This window comes from Pseudoduganella ginsengisoli (assembly GCF_009720865.1).
Classification (GTDB): domain Bacteria; phylum Pseudomonadota; class Gammaproteobacteria; order Burkholderiales; family Burkholderiaceae_D; genus Rugamonas; species Rugamonas ginsengisoli.
Genome location: NZ_WNLA01000001.1, coordinates 735867 through 756064, shown reverse-complemented (window position 1 = coordinate 756064; position 20198 = coordinate 735867). Strand labels below are relative to the sequence as shown.

Annotated in this window: 15 protein-coding genes; 11 read left to right on the top strand and 4 right to left on the bottom strand. The window is 61.7% G+C overall.

Annotated features, from left to right (window positions below):
• Nucleotides 1-238: 238 nt before the first annotated feature.
• From GM668_RS03235 to hutC, 3 genes are all read right to left on the bottom strand, one after another.
• Nucleotides 239-667, bottom strand: a complete 429-nt coding sequence (locus GM668_RS03235; RefSeq protein ID WP_229498870.1) for a response regulator — start codon at nucleotides 665-667, stop codon at nucleotides 239-241.
• Nucleotides 667-5295 (bottom strand): PAS domain S-box protein, encoded by a 4629-nt coding sequence (locus GM668_RS03230; RefSeq protein ID WP_155437449.1) that lies wholly within the window; start codon nucleotides 5293-5295, stop codon nucleotides 667-669. The genes GM668_RS03235 and GM668_RS03230 overlap by 1 nt, the downstream gene beginning before the upstream one ends.
• Nucleotides 5296-5407: 112 nt before the next feature.
• Entirely contained in the window at nucleotides 5408-6127 is a 720-nt protein-coding gene (hutC, locus tag GM668_RS03225; protein ID WP_155437448.1) for a histidine utilization transcriptional repressor HutC, read from the bottom strand.
• Nucleotides 6128-6303: 176 nt separating this feature from the next.
• Here hutC and ada point away from each other — a divergent pair, with 176 nt between their 5' ends.
• From ada to GM668_RS03200, 5 genes are all read left to right on the top strand, one after another.
• Nucleotides 6304-7359, top strand: coding sequence for a bifunctional DNA-binding transcriptional regulator/O6-methylguanine-DNA methyltransferase Ada (ada, locus tag GM668_RS03220; protein ID WP_229498868.1), 1056 nt, complete (start codon nucleotides 6304-6306; stop codon nucleotides 7357-7359).
• A 26-nt stretch (nucleotides 7360-7385) separates the two neighbouring features.
• Nucleotides 7386-8087: a 2OG-Fe(II) oxygenase gene (locus GM668_RS03215; protein ID WP_155437777.1), complete on the top strand. Its 702-nt coding sequence runs from the start codon at nucleotides 7386-7388 to the stop codon at nucleotides 8085-8087.
• Nucleotides 8088-8209: 122 nt separating this feature from the next.
• A complete protein-coding gene (locus GM668_RS03210) occupies nucleotides 8210-8620 on the top strand; it encodes a type 2 periplasmic-binding domain-containing protein (protein WP_155437446.1) in 411 nt (136 codons plus the stop codon).
• Between the two features lie 27 nt (nucleotides 8621-8647).
• Complete coding sequence (locus GM668_RS03205; protein ID WP_155437445.1) at nucleotides 8648-9811, top strand: hypothetical protein; 1164 nt, start codon at nucleotides 8648-8650, stop codon at nucleotides 9809-9811.
• 123 nt (nucleotides 9812-9934) lie between these two features.
• On the top strand, nucleotides 9935-11596 hold the full coding sequence (locus GM668_RS03200) for an amidohydrolase (protein WP_155437444.1): 1662 nt from the start codon (nucleotides 9935-9937) through the stop codon (nucleotides 11594-11596).
• Nucleotides 11597-11646: 50 nt separating this feature from the next.
• Here the strand turns inward: GM668_RS03200 and GM668_RS03195 are convergent, their stop codons facing one another.
• Entirely contained in the window at nucleotides 11647-12645 is a 999-nt protein-coding gene (locus GM668_RS03195; RefSeq protein ID WP_155437443.1) for a hypothetical protein, read from the bottom strand.
• Between the two features lie 202 nt (nucleotides 12646-12847).
• Between GM668_RS03195 and hutU the strand changes: the two genes are divergently transcribed.
• The 6 genes from hutU (at nucleotide 12848) to hutI (ending at nucleotide 20187) form a co-directional block, all read left to right on the top strand.
• Complete coding sequence (hutU, locus tag GM668_RS03190; protein ID WP_155437442.1) at nucleotides 12848-14551, top strand: urocanate hydratase; 1704 nt, start codon at nucleotides 12848-12850, stop codon at nucleotides 14549-14551.
• Nucleotides 14552-14560: 9 nt separating this feature from the next.
• The gene (hutH, locus tag GM668_RS03185; RefSeq protein ID WP_155437441.1) at nucleotides 14561-16126 is read left to right on the top strand and encodes a histidine ammonia-lyase; all 1566 of its coding nucleotides are present in this window, start codon (nucleotides 14561-14563) and stop codon (nucleotides 16124-16126) included.
• 11 nt (nucleotides 16127-16137) lie between these two features.
• Nucleotides 16138-16929 carry an N-formylglutamate deformylase gene (gene hutG / locus GM668_RS03180; protein WP_155437440.1) on the top strand — a complete coding sequence of 264 codons (792 nt, stop codon included), beginning with the start codon at nucleotides 16138-16140 and terminating at the stop codon, nucleotides 16927-16929.
• Nucleotides 16926-18305: a formimidoylglutamate deiminase gene (locus tag GM668_RS03175; RefSeq protein WP_155437439.1), complete on the top strand. Its 1380-nt coding sequence runs from the start codon at nucleotides 16926-16928 to the stop codon at nucleotides 18303-18305. The genes hutG and GM668_RS03175 overlap by 4 nt, the downstream gene beginning before the upstream one ends.
• Entirely contained in the window at nucleotides 18302-18886 is a 585-nt protein-coding gene (locus tag GM668_RS03170; RefSeq protein ID WP_155437438.1) for a HutD/Ves family protein, read from the top strand. The genes GM668_RS03175 and GM668_RS03170 overlap by 4 nt, the downstream gene beginning before the upstream one ends.
• Before the next feature lie 98 nt (nucleotides 18887-18984).
• Entirely contained in the window at nucleotides 18985-20187 is a 1203-nt protein-coding gene (hutI, locus tag GM668_RS03165; RefSeq protein ID WP_155437437.1) for an imidazolonepropionase, read from the top strand.
• The last annotated feature ends 11 nt before the right edge of the window (nucleotides 20188-20198 follow it).

The window sequence follows — 20198 nt, the reverse complement described above, 5'->3', positions numbered from 1 at the left end:
TGGATGATTATGCCATTTGTCTTAGATGCCGTCCCGGGGCTGCCTGGATGACAGGCTGCAAATGGCGACCGTATCCAGGATTTCAACAGTGTGCAACGAAATGGGAGGCAAACTGGAAGTAGTGGACTAGCGGATAGCAGGCGGGGAATGGCTCAAATAATAACGCATTTTTGCCGCGTGTGCGGATTTTGCGCAAATTGTCCCGTGGAATTTGAGAAATATCAAAATTGCCCAAACATCACGCCGTGCGGCGGGGACGCCGGTGCATGCGCGCCAGGCTGACCAGGTCGCCCAATTCCACGGCCGACACGGGCTTGGCGCACGCGCCCAGTATCGTCAATCCCTGCGCCATGGCAAGCCGCTCCGCCGCCTTCAGCACGCCGCTTTCCATGCCGGACAACAGCACGACTGTGCCATCGTAGCCTTCTTCCGCCACATGGCGCAGGAACTCGATGCCATCCATATCCGGCATCGACAAGTCGCACACCATCAAATCAGGCGGACTGGTTTGCAGCATGGCCAGCGCGGCTTGCGCAGCGTTGGCGGTAAAGACAGTGAAATCGCCCAGGTCTTCCAGCATGTCTTCCAGCATCGCCAGCTGGAAAGGATCATCGTCAAGCAGCAATACGCGCAAAGGATCTGCAGAGGCGCGGTCATTCATATTCATCAATCGTCGTTGGCAAAAGTCGTGTTGGTCATGATTTGTTCCGTGACCATATCCAGCAGCGGCCACAGCCGTGCCATTAAATTGCGGGCCTGGATGGCCCCAGCTTCGCCCAAGGGCAGGTTTTCCAGATCCTCGCACATATCCGCCATACCCAGCGCGCCAACGGTGCGGGCCGCGGATTTGATGCGGTGACCCAGTTCGCGTACGCGTTCCAGGTTGCCCGCCTTCATGCAGGTTTCGATTTCATCGAAGCCATCCTTTGTGGTCTGCAAGAATTTAAACGCAAACTTGCGGATTTTTTGCGGATTGTAGCCCAGCAACTGCGCCAGTACCGACAAATCAATAATCGCTGGATCGCCCGCCAGTGTCGGCCGGTAGCTGCTGCCGAAGCGCTGCGCGGCTTTGGCTTCCGCGTCATCGACACGCTGCGCCGGCAGCCAGCTGGCAATGGTCTGGTACATCAGCGCTGGCTGGATCGGCTTGGAAATAAAGTCATCCATACCCGCGTCGAGGCAGCGCACGCGGTCTTCGCTGGTGGCCGTGGCGGTCATGGCCAGCACGCGCAAGTCCGCCAGCTTGGGATCGGCACGGATGCGGCGCGTGGCTTCCAGCCCATCCATCAGCGGCATTTGCACATCCATCAGCACGCAGTCAAAGCTGGCCTGGCGCAGCAATTCCAGCGCTTCTTCGCCATTGTTGGCCAGGCATACGGACGTGCCCGCTTCTTCCAGCATTTCCAGTGCAATTTGCTGGTTGAAGGTATTGTCTTCCACCAGCAAGATGCGGGCATGCTTCAGCGATTGCATGACGGCGGCCGTGCGCGCAGTGGTCACCAGCTCGGCCGCGGCATCGCTGACGGAATTGATAATTTCCGGCACCGCGCGGCTGGACACGCCCAGCTGCGCCGTGAACCAGAACGTGCTGCCTTCGCCCGGCACACTGGATACGCCCACTTCGCCGCCCATCAATTGCGCCAGCTGTTTGCAAATCGCCAGGCCCAGGCCGGTGCCGCCATGTTCGCGCGTGGTGGACGTGTCCGCTTGCTGGAATGACTGGAACAGCTTGGAAATTTCCTGCGCCGACAAGCCGATGCCATGGTCATGCACTTCGAAGCGCGCCAGGCACTGGTTGGCGTCGGCCAGCACATTGACCACCTTGATGATGATGTTGCCCTGCTCGCTGAACTTGATGGCGTTGTTGGTGTAATTGATCAGCACCTGGCCCAGGCGCAGTGGATCGCCCCGCAGTACGGGCGGCAAGGTCGTGTCGATGTCGAACACGAGGTTCAAGCCTTTGCCGGCTGCTTTCGGCGCCACCACCGTGGTCAAGGTCTGGATCACGTGGTCCAGCGCGAAGTCCACGTGTTCGATTTCCAGCTTGCCTGCCTCGATCTTCGAGATATCGAGGATGTCGTCAATAATGCCCAGCAAATGCTCGCCGGCGAAGCGGATCTTTTCCAGGTAATCGCGCTGGCGCGGATCGAGGTCGGTTTTCAGCGCCAGGTACGCCATGCCGATCACGCCATTCATCGGCGTGCGGATTTCATGGCTCATGTTGGCGAGGAACTGGCCCTTGGCCTGGCTGGCTTCTTCCGCCAGCTGCTTGGCCTGGTCCAGCTGCATGGTGCGCTGCGCAACCCGTTCTTCCAGGTGTTCATTCAATTCGCGCAATTCGTTTTCCGTACGCTTGCTGTCCGTGATGTCGATCGACATGCAGATCAGGTATGCCGGCTGGCCCCGGTCATTGAACACAGGCTTCTTGAACGTGCGCAGGTGGCGCTGTTCGCGCAAGGTCGGGTTCCACACGGTTTCTTCGTAATCGATCAGCACGCCGCCCGCAAACGCTTCACGGTCGCGCGCGCGGATGGCTGCCACCACGTCCGGCGAATGGAACGGCGCATCGTCGCCACTGTTCAATTCGTCGAAGCGGAAGCCGAATTGCGCTTCGCAGGCCGGGTTCATCAACTGGAAGCGGCCGTCCGGCGCCTTGATGTACAGGCCAATCGGCATCATCTTGATGATTTCCTGCAGCCGCTGCTCGCCCTGGCGCAGCGCATCTTCGCTGCGCTTGCGGTAACTGATGTCGGTCAGGCCGACGACTGCCATCGGCGCGTCGCCCAGCTCATCTTTCATGGGTTCCGCATTGACGGACAGCCAGCACTGCGTGCCATCGGCCTGGCGTACGCCCATGACGACGTCGCGCACCGAACGGCCTGACACCAGTGCCAGGTAGACGGGGTGTTCGTCGCGGGCAAACACGCTGCCATCTTCATGCACGCCGGGCCACAAGCCCGCGCCGGGCTGCGCGGCTGCGCCCAGCATGCGGGCTGCAGCGGCATTACTCTCCAAAATCAGGCCGTCGCCATTCAACACGACGAGGCCATTGGTGACGGCATTGAATACGGACGCCATGCGGCGGCTGGAATTGCGCAGCGCCAGGTCGGCCAGGCGGCGGTCCGTGATATCCGTGATCATGGCCAGCATGCCGGCATAGGCGCCGTTTTCATCGTTGACTTGCGTGGTCGACAGCAAGCCCCACATCGTCGAGTGGTCTTTGCGGAAAAAGCGCACGTCGCCCTGTTCCGCATGGCCGGACGGACGGCGGCGCTGGTGCTGGCGCAGCAAAGCCTGGCCATCGTCATCCATGAACGACGCCATCGGCCGGTCGATCATTTCATCGACGTCATAGCCCAGCATGCGCGCCATCGTGGGGTTGACGAACGTGGTGCGGTCTTGCGCATCCGTCATCCAGATGCCTTCTGCTGCTGTCTGCACGATCTGGCGGTAGCGCTCCGTGCTGGCCTGCATGGCTTCTTCCGCGCGCTGGCGCTGCGTGACGTCGCGCAGCGACACGATCGACAAGCCTTGTCCTGCCAGCTGGATCGGCGCGATGTGCACCATCGCGGGGAACTGGTTGCCATTGTTGCGGTGCGCCGTCAGCACGCGGCCCGGCAAGCCGGGACGGGATACCAGTTCGCGCGGACGGCCCGGCGTGCTGCGCATGGTGTCGGGCACCAGCAAATCCAGCGACAGGCCCGCCATGCTGTCATAGCCGAACGTTTCCGCGCACACGTGATTGGCCTGGCGCACGATACCGTTGCGGTCCGCCACCAGCATGGCCGACGGCGCTGCTTCCAGGATGGCTGCCACCCTGGCTTCTTCCGCTGCCGCGCGGTCGCTGATATCGCCCAGCGTGCCCGTCATGCGCATTGCGCGGCCATCGCTGGCGCGCGACACCACCATGCCCCGGCCCAGCACCCACTTCCAGCTGCCGTCCTGGCAGCGGATGCGGAATTCGCACGACAGCGCGGCCCGGCCCTCAGCCGGCCCCCCCGACCGCACCATGAATTCCTGGTCGACCCGGGCGCGGTCGTCAGGATGCACCATGTCGAGCACGTCCTGTGCAGTCGGTTTGAAATGCTGCGGGTCATAGCCGAGGATTTCGCAATAGCGGGGCGACACGGTCAGGATATTCGCTATCGGCTGCCAGTCCCATATGCCTTCGCCGGTACCTTCCAGCGCGAATGTCGTCAACCGGTCGGATTTGGACGCGCGTTCATCGGCCTCTTGCAGCGCCAGCTGCATGCGGTGGATACGCCACCAGGCTACGCCGCCGAACAGCAGCGCCATGAAAGCCAGCGCGACGCCGAATTGCCACGCGCGGTAATCAGGCGGCGGCTGGTACAGGAAGCCTTCCAGACTGGTATTGGCCGGCATCATGTCCAGCTGGGCAAACGTGGCGGCAATGGCTTGCCACCGTTCCGGATTGCTGTAGCCCAGTTCAACCAGCCGCTGTTCCAGCAGCGGGATGGTTTGCTGCGCTTCATACATCAAATGTTCGCGCGTATAGGTGCCCGGGTAGCGCGCGCGGATCAAGTCGGCGATTTCGCCCGGATGTTCCATCGCATATTGCCAACCCTTCAGCGTGGCCGCGCGCATGGCGGCAGCCCGCAGCGGGTGTTCGCGCAACTCGCTTTCCGTCGTGTACAAGATGTCGCCATAAAAATCAATGCCGGCCGTGCGAGGCGACAAAATGTCGTATTTCAAATTGTTGCGGTCCAGCGTGTAGGGCGTCCACGTCGAATAGGCGGACATGGCGTCGACCTTGCCGCTGATTAAATCGTCCAGGTTATAACTGGGTTGAACGCGCTGGTATTTATCCTTGGTGATGCCGAAGTTATTCAGGTAAGCCTGCAATTCCTCATTGCTGGGCGATAGCATGATGCGCTTGCCGGCCAGGTTCAAGGCTTCGCCATTGTCGCCGCGGCGGGCAATCAGCACGGCAGGGGAGTGCTGGAAGATCGATGCCAGCACCACGACGGGTTCGCCGGCCGCCCGTTTCAGCAGCAGGCTGCTATTGCTGACGCCATACTGGGCTTTGCCTTCCACCACGGGACGGGTGGTATCTTCGCCAGGCTTGCCTTCAAGCAAGGTCACTTCAAGGCCGGCGTCGCGGTAAAACCCTTTGTCTTGCGCTGCGTAATAACCGGCAAACTGGAATTGGTGGCGCCATTTCAATTGCAGCGTGATATGTTCAACCGCCCACGCCGGTACAACGGCGCAGGCAATAGCCGCTGCGGCCGCGATGCGGCTCAGGCGCGGCAGGAACAAAAGACGGCGGTGCTGCAAGGAGCTTCCCTTTCGATTGGTCGGAGCGGGAGCGAGCCCGGGTCGATCAACTATAGCATCGTTGCAGGGAGGCCGGTGTCAGAATTTACTGACGGCAAACTCCATGGGAATATCAGGCTTGCATGCTGCCAGTAAACTGGTAGCGGTGGCCTGGATGCCACATGGTGGCGATCGACGCCACGATGCCGGCCGAGCGGGTTTGCCGCTTCAATACCAGGCATGGCTGGCGCGTATCGATGGCCAGCATGTCGGCAATGTCGCGCGGCGGGCTCAGCGCTTCCACGCTATACACGGCGCCAGCCAGCGGCGCGGCAGCCATCAGGTATTCATTGGGCGTGGTGGCGGCGAAATCCTGGCTCATGTAGTCGGGCGCACAAGCGGGGTTGACCCAGCGGTCTTCCACCTGGATCGGCACGCCGCTTTCAAAATGCACGATCACCGAGTGGAATAAAATAGTTCCAGCTGGTAATTCGAACTGTTTTGCCAGCAATTCGCCTGCCTTGGTTTGCTCCAGCAATTGCAAACTGCTGCGGTGGACGTGGCCGCGGGCGCGGACTTCGTCGGCAATGCTGCGGATTTCCAGCAAGGTTGCTTGGAATTTCTGCGCGGCAACGAATGTGCCGGAACCCTGGCGCCGCGTCAGCACCTGTTCCGCCGTCAATTCGCGCACCGCGCGGTTGACGGTCATGCGCGACACGCCAAACTGTTTGACCAGCGCCTGTTCAGAAGGGATGACGTCGCCTTCCTTCCACTGTCCGGCAGCGATCTGGGCCAGCAAATAATCCTTGATGCGCTGGAAGATGGGGGTATTGTCTGTTGCTAATTGTTCCAAAGCCTGTCTCCATGGCAGCGCCTGAGCCGGCGCGGGCAAGTGACGATTTTAGCATTGCTGCGCCGCATCAATGCATCGTCATTGCATATGAGGGGAATTCAAAAGCAAGGCGCGGAGTGTGACCGGGGCTTGACCTGCCTAACATGGGGCATACTTTGGAACTCAGGGAGCAGAACATGTTTGTGAATGACGACGAGCGCTGGGCCGCCGTGCAACAGCGCAGTGCCGAGGCCGATGGCCAGTTTTATTACGCGGTACGCACCACGGGCGTGTATTGCCGCCCATCGTGTCCGTCGCGCCACGCGCTGCGGGCCAATATCAGCTTTCATTTGACGGCGCAGGATGCGCGGCAGGCGGGATTCCGCCCGTGCCTGCGCTGCAAGCCGGACTTGCCGCCGCTGGCGGAACGGCACGCCGCGCTGGTGGCGCAAATGTGCCGCCTGATCGAAGAAGCGGAAACGGAACCGGATCTGGCCAGCCTGGCGGAAGCATCGGGCGTCAGCCGCTTCCACTTTCACCGGATTTTCAAGGCGCAGACGGGATTGACGCCGAAAGCGTATGCGGCCGGCGTGCGCCAGCGGCGTATGCAGGCGCAGCTGGCGCAGTTGACTGACAGCGGTAAGGTCACCGATGTGATCTATGCGTCAGGCTTTAATTCCAGCGGCCGCTTTTACGCGCAATCGAACGGCGCGCTGGGCATGCAGCCCAGCGCTTACCGGGGCGGCGGCCATGGCGAAACCATCCGCTTTGCCATTGCCCAGTGTTCGCTGGGCGCCATCCTCGTGGCCAGCACGGACAAGGGCATTTGCGCGATTTTGATCGGCGACGATCCGGATGCGCTGGCGCGCGATTTGCAGGACCGTTTCCCCAAAGCGGAACTGGCCGGGGCGGAAGCGGATTATGAACGTGTAGTAGCCGCCGTGATCGGTTTGGTGGAGGCGCCAGAGATCGGCCTGGATTTGCCGCTGGATGTGCGGGGGACCGCATTCCAGCAGCGCGTATGGCAAGTGTTGCGCAGTATTCCCGCGGGGCGGACAGTCAGTTATACGGAATTGGCGGAACTGGTGGGGGCGCCCAATGGCGCGCGCGCCGTGGCCAGCGCCTGCGCAGCCAATGCGATTGCCATTGCGATTCCATGCCACCGTGTGGTGCGGACTGACGGGTCGCTGTCGGGGTACCGGTGGGGTGTCGAGCGCAAGCAAGTGCTGCTGGAGCGTGAGGGCGCCAAGTGAACGCGCCGGCATCAGCGTATGCGGACATGGCGCTGCGTTGCACATCGCTGGACTGGGACGCCATTGGCGCGGAACTCGACGCGTGGGGCTGCTTTGTGGCGCCGCAATTTTTCAGCGTGGAAGAATGCACGCGGCTGGCGGCAGCCTATGCGAAGCCGGAACTGTTCCGCAGCCGCGTCGTCATGCAGCGGCATGGCTTTGGCAAAGGCGAGTACCAGTATTTTGCCTATCCGCTGCCGTCGCCCATCGCGCGCTTGCGTGCCGCGCTGTATGCGCCGCTGGCGGAGATTGCCAACCGCTGGCATGAGGCAATGGGGATCGGCGTCCGCTTTCCTGCAGCGCATGCGGAATTGATCCAGCGCTGCCACGCGGCCGGGCAGTTGCGCCCGACGCCACTGCTGCTGCAATACCGGCCCGGCGATTACAACTGCCTGCACCAGGATATCTATGGCGAACATGTGTTCCCGTTGCAGGCGGCCATGTTGCTGTCCGCGCCTGGAAGGGATTTTACGGGAGGCGAGTTCGTGCTGACGGAGCAGCGCCCCCGCATGCAGTCGCGCGCAGAAGTAGTGCCGCTGGAGCAGGGCGGCATGGTGATTTTCCCCGTCCACCACCGGCCCGTGAACGGGACGCGGGGCGTCTACCGCGTCAATATGCGGCATGGCGTGTCGCGTTTGCGCAGCGGGATGCGCCATACGCTGGGCATGATCTTCCACGATGCGCAGTAGCTGTTGTTTTACAGAAACGCTGAATGGAAATTGTGTCGTTCATGTCACAATTTTTATCATTTCAAGCGGGTGTGCTTGTTAGACTGGACTCACCGGATTGTTATCCATCTGAGGGAGTACCGATGAGACGTCTGTCCAAGCGACTTGTTCCGGCCCTGCTGTTGACCGCATTGGCGGCGCCGGCCCGGGCTGAGCTGGTCATCATAGTCAACCCGCAAAATCCTGCGACCCGCATGTTCCCGTCGCAAGCTGCCCAATTTTTCCTGGGGGGCTCGGTGCAATTCACGCCCGTGGAACAGGCGGAAAACTCGGCGATCCGCGCCGAGTTTTACAAGAAAGTCCTGGAAAAAACACCAGCCCAGGTCGAAGCGATCTGGTCCAAGTTATTGTTCACGGGTAAGATCAAGGCGCCCAAAGAGTGCCATTCCAGCGCCGAGGTAAAAAAGACCGTCAGCGAAAACGTCAATGCCATCGGGTACATCGAAAAGGCGGCGGTCGACGACACGGTCAAGGTCATCGCCACCATACCTTGATTCATGACCCGCAGAACGGAGACACGCATGAAAAAACACATTTTGGCCCTGGCGGCCATGCTGGCGGCCGGCAGCGCCGGCGCCATCGATCTGGGCGGTGACGGCAGCCTGCGCTTGACGGGCTTTTACAACATTACGGCTGGCAAGGTCTTGAGTGGATCAGCCCAGGGCAGCAGCGCCCCGTGGCAATACCAGGAATGGAAGTGCCCGTGCTCGATGCAGGCATGGGAATATGCTGCTGTGTATGAAAAAGGCGAGGGCTGGCAATTCGACCAGGAATCGCTGCTGGGCCTGCAGCTGCGCAAGGAATTCAGTCCCACGTTGTCCGCCACGGCACAAGTGGTGATGCGCGCCCGCAATCCCAACCACCATTCCACGCCGACCGTCGACTGGGCCTATGCGACGTGGCAGCCGCACGCGGATTCCGCCTGGACGTTCCAGGCAGGCAAATTCCGCATTCCCCTGTACTACTACAGCGACTACCTGTACATCGGTTACGCGTACCCATGGGTGCGTCCGGCGCCGGACGTGTATGGCTGGCCGATCTATGCCTACGTGGGCGCCAACGCCAGTTACCGCACGCAGCTGGGGGAGTCGGGCTGGGCTGCCACGGTGCATGGCTGGGCCGGCGGTTATGAGCAAAAGAACGATGCGTATGACACGCTGATTTACTACACCACGCCCACGCACGAGAAATGGAAAAACATCACGGGGCTGTCGGTTTCCGCGAACAATGGCATCTTCGACGTGCGCGGCATGTTCATGACGTACAAGGACACGCTGTGGCAGGATGGCGCCACCGGGCCGGTCACGCTGATCGACCGCCAGCGCACGCGCATCAAGGGCTTGTCCGCCAACATGGATTACCAGGACTGGCTGGTGCGCACGGAAGTGGACCGTTATGAGCAAATCGATCCTGGTAAAGGATTGAATGGCGTCTACAAGTACGCGCTGTTTGGCGTTGGCTACCAGATCGGCGCGTTTACGCCGATGCTGACGTATTCGCGCTATACCACGGTGGCCGAACCCATCGAAGCGCGCAGCACGAAATATGCGTCGCTGCGGTGGGACTTCCGCAAGAACATGGCGTTCAAGGCGCAGTACGACATCAGCAAGGACAAGTCGCATTACAGCTATCCATTCTTCGGCGATTCCAAGCTGCTGTCGCTGTCGCTGCAAGGCACGTTCTGACGCGATTGCCGGCGCCATTGCCGCCGGCGCTGCAGGGCGGCGGCAATGGCTAAAGTAGTTCGCGCCGCAACGGAATTTCGCTACACTCTGTGGTCTTGCTTTTGAATCCGACCCGGAGATTTCATGCGATTGACCCCGCTCGTCCTGGCCATGGCTGCCGCAGCGATCCTGCCCGCCCATGCCGCCACCATCATTGACCACGCCAACGGCTACACATTGAACAGCACTGGCAAGCTGGTGCGCTTTACTGCCCTTGCTTATGACGATGCGGGCCGCATTCTCGCGGTCGGCAATGCGAAAACCGTGGCGGCCAAAGCCCCCGGCGCCAGGCGCATCGATATGCAGGGTAAAACCGTGCTGCCGGGCTTGATCGACGCGCATGGCCACGTATTCGGGCTGGGCGACATTTCCACGGCAGCGCTGTTATACGGTACGCCATCGCTGGACGCCGCGTTGAAAGCCGTCGCCGATTTCAGCAAAGCCAATCCGCAGCGCGCGTGGGTGCTGGGCAATGGCTGGAACCAGGAAATCTGGAAGCTGGGCCGTTTCCCCACGGCGCATGAACTCGATAGTGCGGCGCCTGAACGTCCGGCCGTCATGACGCGGGTCGATGGCCATGCCGTGTGGGCCAATACCAAAGCGCTGCAACTTGCCGGCATCACGAAGGACACGAAGGACCCGGCAGGCGGCAAGATCGAACGCGATGCGCAGGGCAATGCCACCGGCATCCTCGTTGACGCGGCGATGGATCTGGTGCGCGCCGTGATCCCGAAGCCAACGGAAGCGGAAGCCCGCGCGTCGCTCGATGGCGCGCTGGCGGAACTGGCGAAAGTGGGGCTGACCAGCGTGCATGACGCGGGCATCGGCGTGCTGGAAGACCGCTTGATGCGCAGCTATGCGGACCAAGGCAAGCTCACTACGCGTGTGTACGCGATGATCGGCGATACGACGGATGATTTTGACCAGCTGTCGAAGAATGGCCCGCTGAAATCGTATGCCGACGATGTGTACGCGCTGGCCGCCGTCAAACTGTATTCCGATGGCGCGCTGGGCAGCCGTGGCGCCGCGCTGATTGCCCCGTACACGGACGCGCCGCATACGCACGGCCTGCTGTTCTACAAGGATGCGGAAATGCGCGCCAAGATGGAAAAGGCGCTGAAGGCCGGCTATCAAGTCAATGTGCACGCGATTGGCGATGCGGGCAACCGGCAAATTCTCGATGGCTATGAAGCGCTGCTGAAGCAATATCCGCAGGCTGCCGGCATGCGCCACCGCATCGAACATGCGCAAGTGGTGGCGCTGTCCGATATTCCCCGCTTCAAGGCGCTGGACATCATTCCGTCAATGCAGCCGACCCATGCCACGTCCGACCAGAACATGGCGGAACAGCGCGTGGGGCCGCAGCGCATCAAGGGCGCCTACGCGTGGCACACGTTCCTTAAGCAAGGTTCGAAGATTGCCTGCGGTTCGGATTTCCCGATCGAGGCGCCGAATCCATTTGAAGGCTTGCATGCGGCCGTGACGCGCCAGGACAATGCCCAAGTGCCGGCGGGCGGCTGGTACAAGAATGAAGCGATGACGTTGCAGCAGGCGTTCCGCTGCTTCACGCTGGATGCAGCGTATGCGGCCCATCAGGAACAAGTCATCGGGTCGCTGGAAGCAGGTAAGTGGGCGGACTTTATCGTGACTGATGCGGACTTGTTTACAGTCCCGGCCACGCAGATCGGCAAGATCAAGGTGTTGCAGACCTGGGTGGCGGGCAAGCAGGTGTACGGCAAGCACTGAGGCTTGCCGTTGGCGGTGGCTAGCCTGGCAGCCACCGTGATGGCGCAACCTTAGCGCGGGTCAGCGCAGTTGAGCGCCGGGTTTTGCACGCTGCACTTCCACTGCCATACCACATTGACTTCTTCACGCAGGTTGGCGGTGAAGGTCAGGCCAGGTACCGAGACCGTGATGGTCAGTGCGTCGCCCGCCAGGTTGCGCGGCGGCTCGTTGACGCCAACCACCGGCGACAGGTTGACGCCGCCGCCCAGTTTCATCGTAATCTGGCCGTTCGAGATCAGGTACGACAGGTTGTTTTGAACATATTGGCCGATGGCAAACGTGCTGCCGTCTGCGAAAACAATGACTTTATCCGCTGGAATCAGGCGGTTCAAGCCGACTTGCCAGTTTGCGTCGCGCTGGAAGAACATTTTCTGCGTCACGCTGGACATGCCGCTCTGGATGCCGCTCACGAGGCGGGCATCCGCGTAACCCTCAAGCTTATTGACCAGGTAGTTGCTCAGCAATGGCATCACCCAGGTCAAGTTGCTGTCGCAATCCGTCGACGACGATGGGGTGCCCGTGACGCCGACCTTGTCCGACGGGATCAAACCATTGCTGGTACCGTACTGGGCGGTGATGGAAATGTTGTCGACTGCCGTGGTGTTGGTGCAGTCGAGTTTGATGATGCCGCCCAGCTTGGCGGCATAACGAGCGCGGATCTTATAGCTGAGGCCCGACATGTTGACGAATACCACCCCCGAGGCATCGGGACGCATGGTTAAGGTAGGGTAACCCTTGAGTTCCCCGCTGAGGAACGTCACGCCGCTGTAGCTGTTCACTTGCGGAGCGATGATGCCATTGAGCGTCGACTGGATTTGATACGGCGTATAAGCGGCGTCAATGATCAGGCCGCCCAAGGGGCCATTGCCGCGTGGCTCGCTGTAGGAGAGCGAGCGGTTATTGACGGTGACGGTGGCCACGTTCTGGCCGGATTTAACGATCGGGATGAAATCCGCGTGTGCGGCGCCGGTGGCCAGCAGGGCTGCCGCGATGAAAATGGACTTGCGCATTCAAACTCCAAAAATAAGTTGCGGACGGCAATGTTTTCATAATGGAATTACAAAATCAATAATTATTTATCTTTTTTTAACATTGACTTGCAGGAACGAAGTGACTGACTGTGCCAGCCAAAAAGCATTTGACTTAGTTGTATATACAACTTATCCTTGAAACATCCGCGAACTCCGCGCACCCTACCTTCAAGGAGATGACATGAGCACTTCCCTCGCCAACGATCCACGCTTTGACGGCACCCGCGACATCCGCGCGCCACGCGGCCCTGAGCGCGTGTGCAAAACCTGGGGCGCGGAAGCGGCCTATCGGATGATCCAGAACAACCTGGATAAAGAAGTGGCGGAAAACCCGCAGCACCTGGTGGTGTACGGCGGTATCGGCCGCGCAGCCCGCAACTGGGAATGCTTCGACCAGATCCTGAAGTCTTTGATCGAACTGGAAGCGGACCAGACGCTGCTGATCCAGTCCGGCAAACCCGTCGGCGTATTCCAGACGCATGAAGATGCGCCGCGCGTGCTGCTGGCCAATTCGAACCTGGTGCCGAAGTGGGGCAACTGGGAACACTTCAATGAGCTGGACCGCAAGGGCTTGTTCATGTATGGCCAAATGACGGCCGGTTCGTGGATTTACATCGGCACGCAAGGCATCGTGCAGGGCACGTATGAAACCTTCGCGGAAGCGGGCCGCCAGCATTTCGGCGGCGACATGGCCGGCCGCTGGATCTTGACGGCGGGTTTGGGCGGCATGGGCGGCGCGCAGCCGCTGGCCGCCACGTTTGCCGGCGCTGTGTCGCTCAACATTGAATGCCAGCAAACGTCGATCGACTTCCGCCTGCGCACCCGCTATCTGGACAAGCAAGCCGCGTCCATCGATGAAGCCCTGGAACTGGTCAAGTACCATACGGAACGCAAGGAAGCGATCTCGATTGGCCTGCTTGGCAATGCTGCGGAGATCTTGCCGGAACTGGTCAAGCGCGCCAAGGCCGGCGGCCTGGTGCCGGACCTGGTGACGGACCAGACGTCGGCCCACGATTTGATCAACGGCTACCTGCCGCGCGGCTGGAGCGTGGCGGACTGGAAATCGGCGCAGCAAGACCCGGAACGCCACGAGCGCCTGAAAGCCGCAGCCGCCGATTCGTGCGCGGCGCACGTGCAGGCCATGCTGGACTTCCAGCAACTGGGCGCAAAAGTCGTCGATTACGGCAACAATATCCGCCAGGTGGCGTTTGACCAGGGCGTGAAAAACGCGTTTGACTTCCCGGGCTTCGTTCCGGCATATATCCGCCCGCAATTCTGCGAAGGCCGCGGCCCGTTCCGCTGGGTGGCGCTGTCCGGCGATCCGGAAGATATTTACAAGACTGACGCGAAAATCAAGGAACTGTTCCCGCACCACGCGCACGTGCACCGCTGGCTGGACATGGCGCGCGACCGTATCGCGTTCCAGGGCTTGCCGGCCCGTATCTGCTGGCTGGGCCTGGGCGAGCGCCACATTGCCGGCCTGGCCTTCAATGAAATGGTGCGCAACGGTGAATTGAAAGCGCCGATCGTCATTGGCCGCGACCACCTGGACACGGGTTCCGTCGCCAGCCCGAACCGCGAAACGGAATCCATGAAAGACGGCACGGACGCCGTGTCCGACTGGCCGCTGCTGAACGCCATGCTGAACACGGCCGGCGGCGCAACGTGGGTATCGCTGCACCACGGCGGCGGCGTGGGCATGGGGTATTCGCAGCACTCCGGCGTCGTGATTGTGGCTGACGGCACCGATGCCGCCGCCAAGCGCCTGGCCCGCGTGCTCGTCAATGACTGTGGCTCGGGCGTGATGCGCCACGCGGATGCCGGCTACGAGTCCGCCATTGAATGCGCAAAACGTAATAAGCTGAACCTGCCGATGATTAAGTAAGGAATGACCATGACTGCTATTAACGCTACCAACAATACCTGGACCCTGAACCCCGGCAAGATCGCCCTGACTGAATTGCGCGCGGCGTGGGCTGCGCACGCACCGGTGACCTTGTCGGCGGAAGCGTATCCCGTGATTAAAGCGTCGGCTGCCGTGGTGGAAGCCATTGTGGCCAAGGGGGACGCCGCTTACGGCATCAACACGGGCTTTGGCTTGCTGGCCAAGACCCGCATTCCCGACAATAAACTGGAAGAATTGCAGCGCAACCTGATCTTGTCGCACTCGGTCGGTACCGGTGATCTGATGTCGGACGCTGTCGTGCGCCTGATCATGCTGATGAAGATCGGCAGCCTGTCGCGCGGCGTGTCCGGCGTGCGTCCGCTGATCGTCGAGACGCTGATCGCGCTGTACAACGCGGGCATCATGCCGGCCATTCCATCCAAAGGTTCCGTGGGCGCGTCCGGCGACCTGGCGCCGCTGTCGCACATGACGCTGGCCATGCTGGGCGTCGGTGAAGTGCGCGTCAACGGTGAATTGATGCAGGCGGCCGATGCATTGAAAGCTGCCGGTATTCCACCAGTGGTCTTGGCCGCCAAGGAAGGTTTGGCGCTGATCAACGGCACGCAAGTGTCCACGGCGCTGGCGCTGCACGGCTTGTTCATGGCCGAGCGCCTGCTGGAAGCGGGCATGGTGACGGGCGCGCTGTCGCTGGATGCCGCCAAAGGGTCCGATTCGCCATTCGACGCCCGCATCCACGAAGTGCGCGGCCAGCCGGGCCAGATCGCCGCGGCAGGCATTTACCGCCAGCTGGTGGCGGGCAGCGCCATCCGCGCGTCGCACCTGGTGGGCGACGAACGCGTGCAAGACCCATACTGCCTGCGCTGCCAGCCGCAAGTCATGGGCGCTTGCTGGGACTTGATTGCCAATGCCGGCCGCACCCTGCTGATCGAAGCCAACGCTGTCACCGACAACCCGCTGCTGTTCACGAATGACAAGGGTGAAGCCGAGGTGCTCTCGGGCGGCAACTTCCACGCGGAACCAGTAGCGTTTGCCGCCGATACGCTGGCGCTGGCCATTGCGGAAATCGGCAGCATTTCCGAGCGCCGCGTGTCGCTGCTGATTGACGCGACCTTGTCCGGCCTGCCGCCATTCCTCGTGCGCGAGCCGGGCCTGAATTCCGGTTTCATGATTGCCCACGTGACGGCGGCCGCGCTGGCGTCGGAAAACAAGTCGATTGCGCATCCCGCGTCGGTGGACACGATCCCGACGTCCGCCAACCAGGAAGACCACGTCAGCATGGCCACCTACGCGGCGCGGCGCCTGGAAGACATGGCGCAAAACACGGCAGCCATCGTGGCCATTGAATTGCTGGCCGCGGCACAGGGCATCGACTTCCACCGTCCTTTGAAAACGTCGGCGCAGCTGGAACACGTGCACGCGCAATTGCGCCAGCACGTCCCGTTCTACGATGCCGACCGCTTCTTCGCGCCGGATATCGAAGCCGCCAAGCAGCTGGTATTGAAAGGTGAGTTGAGCGCCACCTGCAAGAGCCTGTTTGCCTCGCTGCACCCGTAAGGAGAGGGACCATGGATTTCCAGTTTTCGGAAGGTAAGCTCCCGCTGCTGGTGTCCATGCCCCACGTGGGCACGGACATCCCCGACGACATCGCGGCCACGTTTGCACCGGCCGCCAGCGTCAAGACCGACACCGACTGGCATTTGGTGCGGCTGTACGATTTCCTCAAGGAAATGGGCGTGTCCGTGCTGTCGGCGCGCTGGTCGCGCTATGTGATTGACTTGAACCGTCCGCCGGAAAACACGAATCTGTATCCGGGCCAGGACACGACGGGCCTGTGCCCGGTCGATACCTTCGGCCGCGAAGCGCTCTATCCGGAAGGCGGCACGCCAACGGAAGCGGAAGTGCAGCGCCGCCTGAAACTGTACTGGCAGCCGTACCATACGCAATTGCGCAGTGAACTGGCGCGCCTGAAAGCCATCCACGGCAAGGTGGCGCTGTGGGATGCGCATTCGATCGCATCGCACGTGCCCCGGTTCTTCGAAGGCAAGCTGCCGGACTTGAATTTCGGTACAGCCGATGGCGCGTCCTGCGATACCGGCATGACGGACGCCATAGTCTCCGTGGCGCGCCGGCACGGCGGCTATTCACTGGCCGTCAATGGCCGTTTCAAGGGCGGCCATATCACGCGCCATTACGGCAAACCGGCCGGCAACGTGCATGCGATTCAGCTGGAAATGTGCCAGTCCACGTATATGGATGAAACGGCGCCGTATGCGTACCGCGAAGACTTGGCGCGTGACGTGCAGCCGCTGTTGAAAGAACTCGTGCAAACCTGCGCCAACTGGGTGGGCGCCAAATGACCGCCTTGTTTGCAAAGAACGCGCTGCTGCCGTCAGGCTGGGCGCGTGATGTGCTGCTGCAGTGGGATAGCGCCGGCAACTTGACGGCTGTGACGCCCGGCTCCGTTCAGCCGGCCGGTGCCGAAGCTGCCGAATATGTGTTGCCCGGCATGGTCAATCTGCATTCGCACGCATTCCAGCGCGCGCTGTCGGGGTTGACTGAAATTGCCGGAGGTGGGGAAACTGCGGCGAAAGACAGCTTCTGGACGTGGCGCGACTTGATGTACCGCTTTGCGCGCAATATCACACCGGCGCAAATGGAAGCCATCGCCGCGCAGCTGTATGCGGAATGCCTGCGTCATGGATACACATCTGTCTGCGAATTCCACTACGTGCACCGCTCGCCTGATGGCGCCATGTATCCGCGCGTGGCGCAGACGGCGGAAAGCGTGATCCAGGCAGCCAGCCTTACGGGTATCGGCATGACCATGCTGCCCGTGCTGTATAACTGGTCCGGCTTTGGCGAAGCGCCGCTGACTCCCCAGCAAAACCGCTTCAAGACGGATGCGGCCGATATTTTGAACATCATTGGCGCGCTGGAACCGCTGCGCAGCGGGCAAGTGGAAGTGGGCGTCGCGCCCCATTCGCTGCGCGCCGCATCCAGCGCGCAAATCCGCGAGGTCGTGGCGGCGTTGCCACGTTCGCGGCCGGTCCATATCCATATCGCGGAACAGCAGGGCGAAGTGCAGCAATCGCTCGCTTACAGTAAACGCCGCCCCGTGGAATACCTGTATGATGAACTGGACGTTGACGCGCGCTGGTGCCTCGTGCACGCGACCCATCTGGTTGAGGCGGAAGTCACGGCGATTGCCCGCAGTGGCGCCGTGGCCGGCATTTGCCCGACCACGGAAGCGAATTTGGGCGATGGCTTGTTCCCGCTGGAGTCGTTCCTGGCGCAAGGCGGCGTGTTTGGCGTGGGCAGCGACAGCCATGTGTCGCAGAGCCCGGTGGAAGAATTGCGCTGGCTGGAATATGGCCAGCGGCTGCGCGAGCAGCGCCGCAATATTGCCGTGTCGGCAAAGCAGCGCCATGTGGGGGAGTTCCTGTGGCAGGGCGCGTTGCTGGGCGGGGCGCGGGCAAGCGGGCGTGCCGTGGGCGCGCTGGCGGCCGGCAAGCGCGCGGATGTGATTGTGCTGGATGCGGACCACCCGAATCTGTATGGGCGTACCGCAGATGAAGTGCTGGGCAGTCTGGTATTTAGCGGTAACGATAATCTGGTGAAAGACGTGTTGGCCGGCGGCCAGTGGGTGGTGCGCGGCCAGCAGCACGTGGCGCAACAGGCCATCGCCGCGCGCTTCAAGCAGACCTTGGCCGAGCTGAGGGAGTACCGCCGATGAGCAAGCTGATACAGTACGCAAGCCTGCACGCCACGCCGTGGAAAAACGGCGGCGGCAGCACCACGGAAATTGCCATTGCCCCGCAGGGCGCCACCTTCGACGACTTCGACTGGCGCATCAGCCTGGCCACGATTTCGCAAAGCGGTCCGTTTTCCACGTTTGCCGGTATCGACCGCACGCTGACGCTGGTTTCCGGTCCGGGCGTCGTGCTGGACGTGGGCAATGAGCGGCAAGTGGCGCTCAGCGACCGGGAGCCGACCGTGGCCTTCCCCGGCGAAGCGCAGGTGGCGGCCACTGTATCGTCCGGCTCGACCACGGATTTCAATGTGATGACGCGGCGCACTGCTTGCCGGCACCAGCTGGAGAGGCGCGACGTGCGCGACTTTTCCACGCTGGAGCGGCGCAGCGACATCACCATCGTGTTCCTGGCCGAAGGCGAAAGCCTGTACCTGTCCAGCAGCAAAGAGCGTATCGCCATGGTGCGCTATGACGCGGTGATCCTGGATGATGAAGATGTGTGGACGCTGGAGGCTGGGCAAGCCACGGTGTTCATTGTCGACATCATCGAAAACAACGACTAGTACGTCATCATCCCTGAGGCGGTCTATGGATTCCCGCGTGCGCGGGAATGACGAGTTGGCGATGGCTGGATGGCATGGCAATGATGGAGAGAAGCGGTATGGCATTGTGGGATTTGCTGGTGACAAACGTGCACCTGGCAACAATGGTGGATGGTTATGGCGAATTGCGCGATGGCGCCATTGCCGTGAAAGATGGCCGCATTGCGTGGCTCGGTGCGGCGGCGGATGCGGACCGCGCGCAGGCGGCTGATGTGCGTGACGGCGCCGGTTGCTGGCTGACGCCGGGCTTGATCGATTGCCACAGCCACATCGTCCACGCGGGCAACCGCAGCGATGAATTCGAAGCGCGCCTGAACGGGGCGACGTATGAAGATATTGCCCGCGCCGGCGGCGGCATCATGTCGACCGTGCGCGCCACGCGCCAGGCGTCCGACGATGAATTGCTGGCGCAAAGCCTGCCGCGCGTGCGTTCGCTGCTGGCCGAAGGCGTGACGACGCTGGAAATCAAATCCGGTTATGGTTTGTCGCTGGAATCTGAAGCGAAAATGCTGCGCGTGGCGCGCCGCATCGGCAAGGAATTGCCCGTGAACGTGGCCACCACGTTCCTGGGCGCCCATGCGCTGCCGCCGGAATTTGCAGGCCGCGCCGATGATTACGTGGCAGAAGTGTGCAACATGATTGCACCGCTGGCGGAACAGGGGCTGGCCGATGCGGTGGACGCGTTTTGCGAACGCATCGGTTTTTCCCGCGAGCAAACGGAAAAAGTGTTCCAGGCTGCTGCCCGCCATGGCTTGCCGGTGAAATTGCACGCGGAGCAATTGTCTGACCAGCAGGGCGCGCAATTGGTGGCGCAATGTGGCGGCTTGTCCGCCGACCACCTGGAGCATTTGACGCAGGAAGGCATCGACGCCATGGCCAAAGCAGGTACCGTGGCCGTGCTGTTGCCGGGCGCTTATTACTTCTTGCGCGACACCACGCCGCCGCCCGTTGCCGCGTTGCGCGCCGCCGGGGTGCCGATGGCGGTTGCTACCGACAACAACCCGGGCACGTCGCCGATGGCGTCGCTGTTGCTGGCGCTGAACATGGTGTGCACATTGTGGCGCCTGACGCCGCTGGAAGCGCTGGCCGGCGCCACGGTGCACGCCGCCAGGGCGCTGGGCCGCCAGGACGATATCGGTACGCTGGAAGTGGGCAAGCGCGCCGACTTCGCGCTGTGGAACATCGCCCGCCCGGCGGATTTGTCGTATGCGTTTGGTTTCAATCCATGCCGGGGTGTCATCTTCGGCGGGCGGTTTGTGTAATTAGAGGGCGA

Bases quoted from the DNA above. Each gene is read 5' to 3' on its own strand.
- GM668_RS03235 (WP_229498870.1), bottom strand. From the start codon at position 667: ATGAATATGAATGACCGCGCCTCTGCAGATCCTTTGCGCGTATTGCTG.
- ada (WP_229498868.1), top strand. From the start codon at position 6,304: ATGTTTGTGAATGACGACGAGCGCTGGGCCGCCGTGCAACAGCGCAGT.
- GM668_RS03215 (WP_155437777.1), top strand. From the start codon at position 7,386: ATGGCGCTGCGTTGCACATCGCTGGACTGGGACGCCATTGGCGCGGAA.
- GM668_RS03210 (WP_155437446.1), top strand. From the start codon at position 8,210: ATGAGACGTCTGTCCAAGCGACTTGTTCCGGCCCTGCTGTTGACCGCA.
- GM668_RS03205 (WP_155437445.1), top strand. From the start codon at position 8,648: ATGAAAAAACACATTTTGGCCCTGGCGGCCATGCTGGCGGCCGGCAGC.
- GM668_RS03200 (WP_155437444.1), top strand. From the start codon at position 9,935: ATGCGATTGACCCCGCTCGTCCTGGCCATGGCTGCCGCAGCGATCCTG.
- GM668_RS03195 (WP_155437443.1), bottom strand. From the start codon at position 12,645: ATGCGCAAGTCCATTTTCATCGCGGCAGCCCTGCTGGCCACCGGCGCC.
- hutU (WP_155437442.1), top strand. From the start codon at position 12,848: ATGAGCACTTCCCTCGCCAACGATCCACGCTTTGACGGCACCCGCGAC.
- hutH (WP_155437441.1), top strand. From the start codon at position 14,561: ATGACTGCTATTAACGCTACCAACAATACCTGGACCCTGAACCCCGGC.
- hutG (WP_155437440.1), top strand. From the start codon at position 16,138: ATGGATTTCCAGTTTTCGGAAGGTAAGCTCCCGCTGCTGGTGTCCATG.
- GM668_RS03175 (WP_155437439.1), top strand. From the start codon at position 16,926: ATGACCGCCTTGTTTGCAAAGAACGCGCTGCTGCCGTCAGGCTGGGCG.
- GM668_RS03170 (WP_155437438.1), top strand. From the start codon at position 18,302: ATGAGCAAGCTGATACAGTACGCAAGCCTGCACGCCACGCCGTGGAAA.
- hutI (WP_155437437.1), top strand. From the start codon at position 18,985: ATGGCATTGTGGGATTTGCTGGTGACAAACGTGCACCTGGCAACAATG.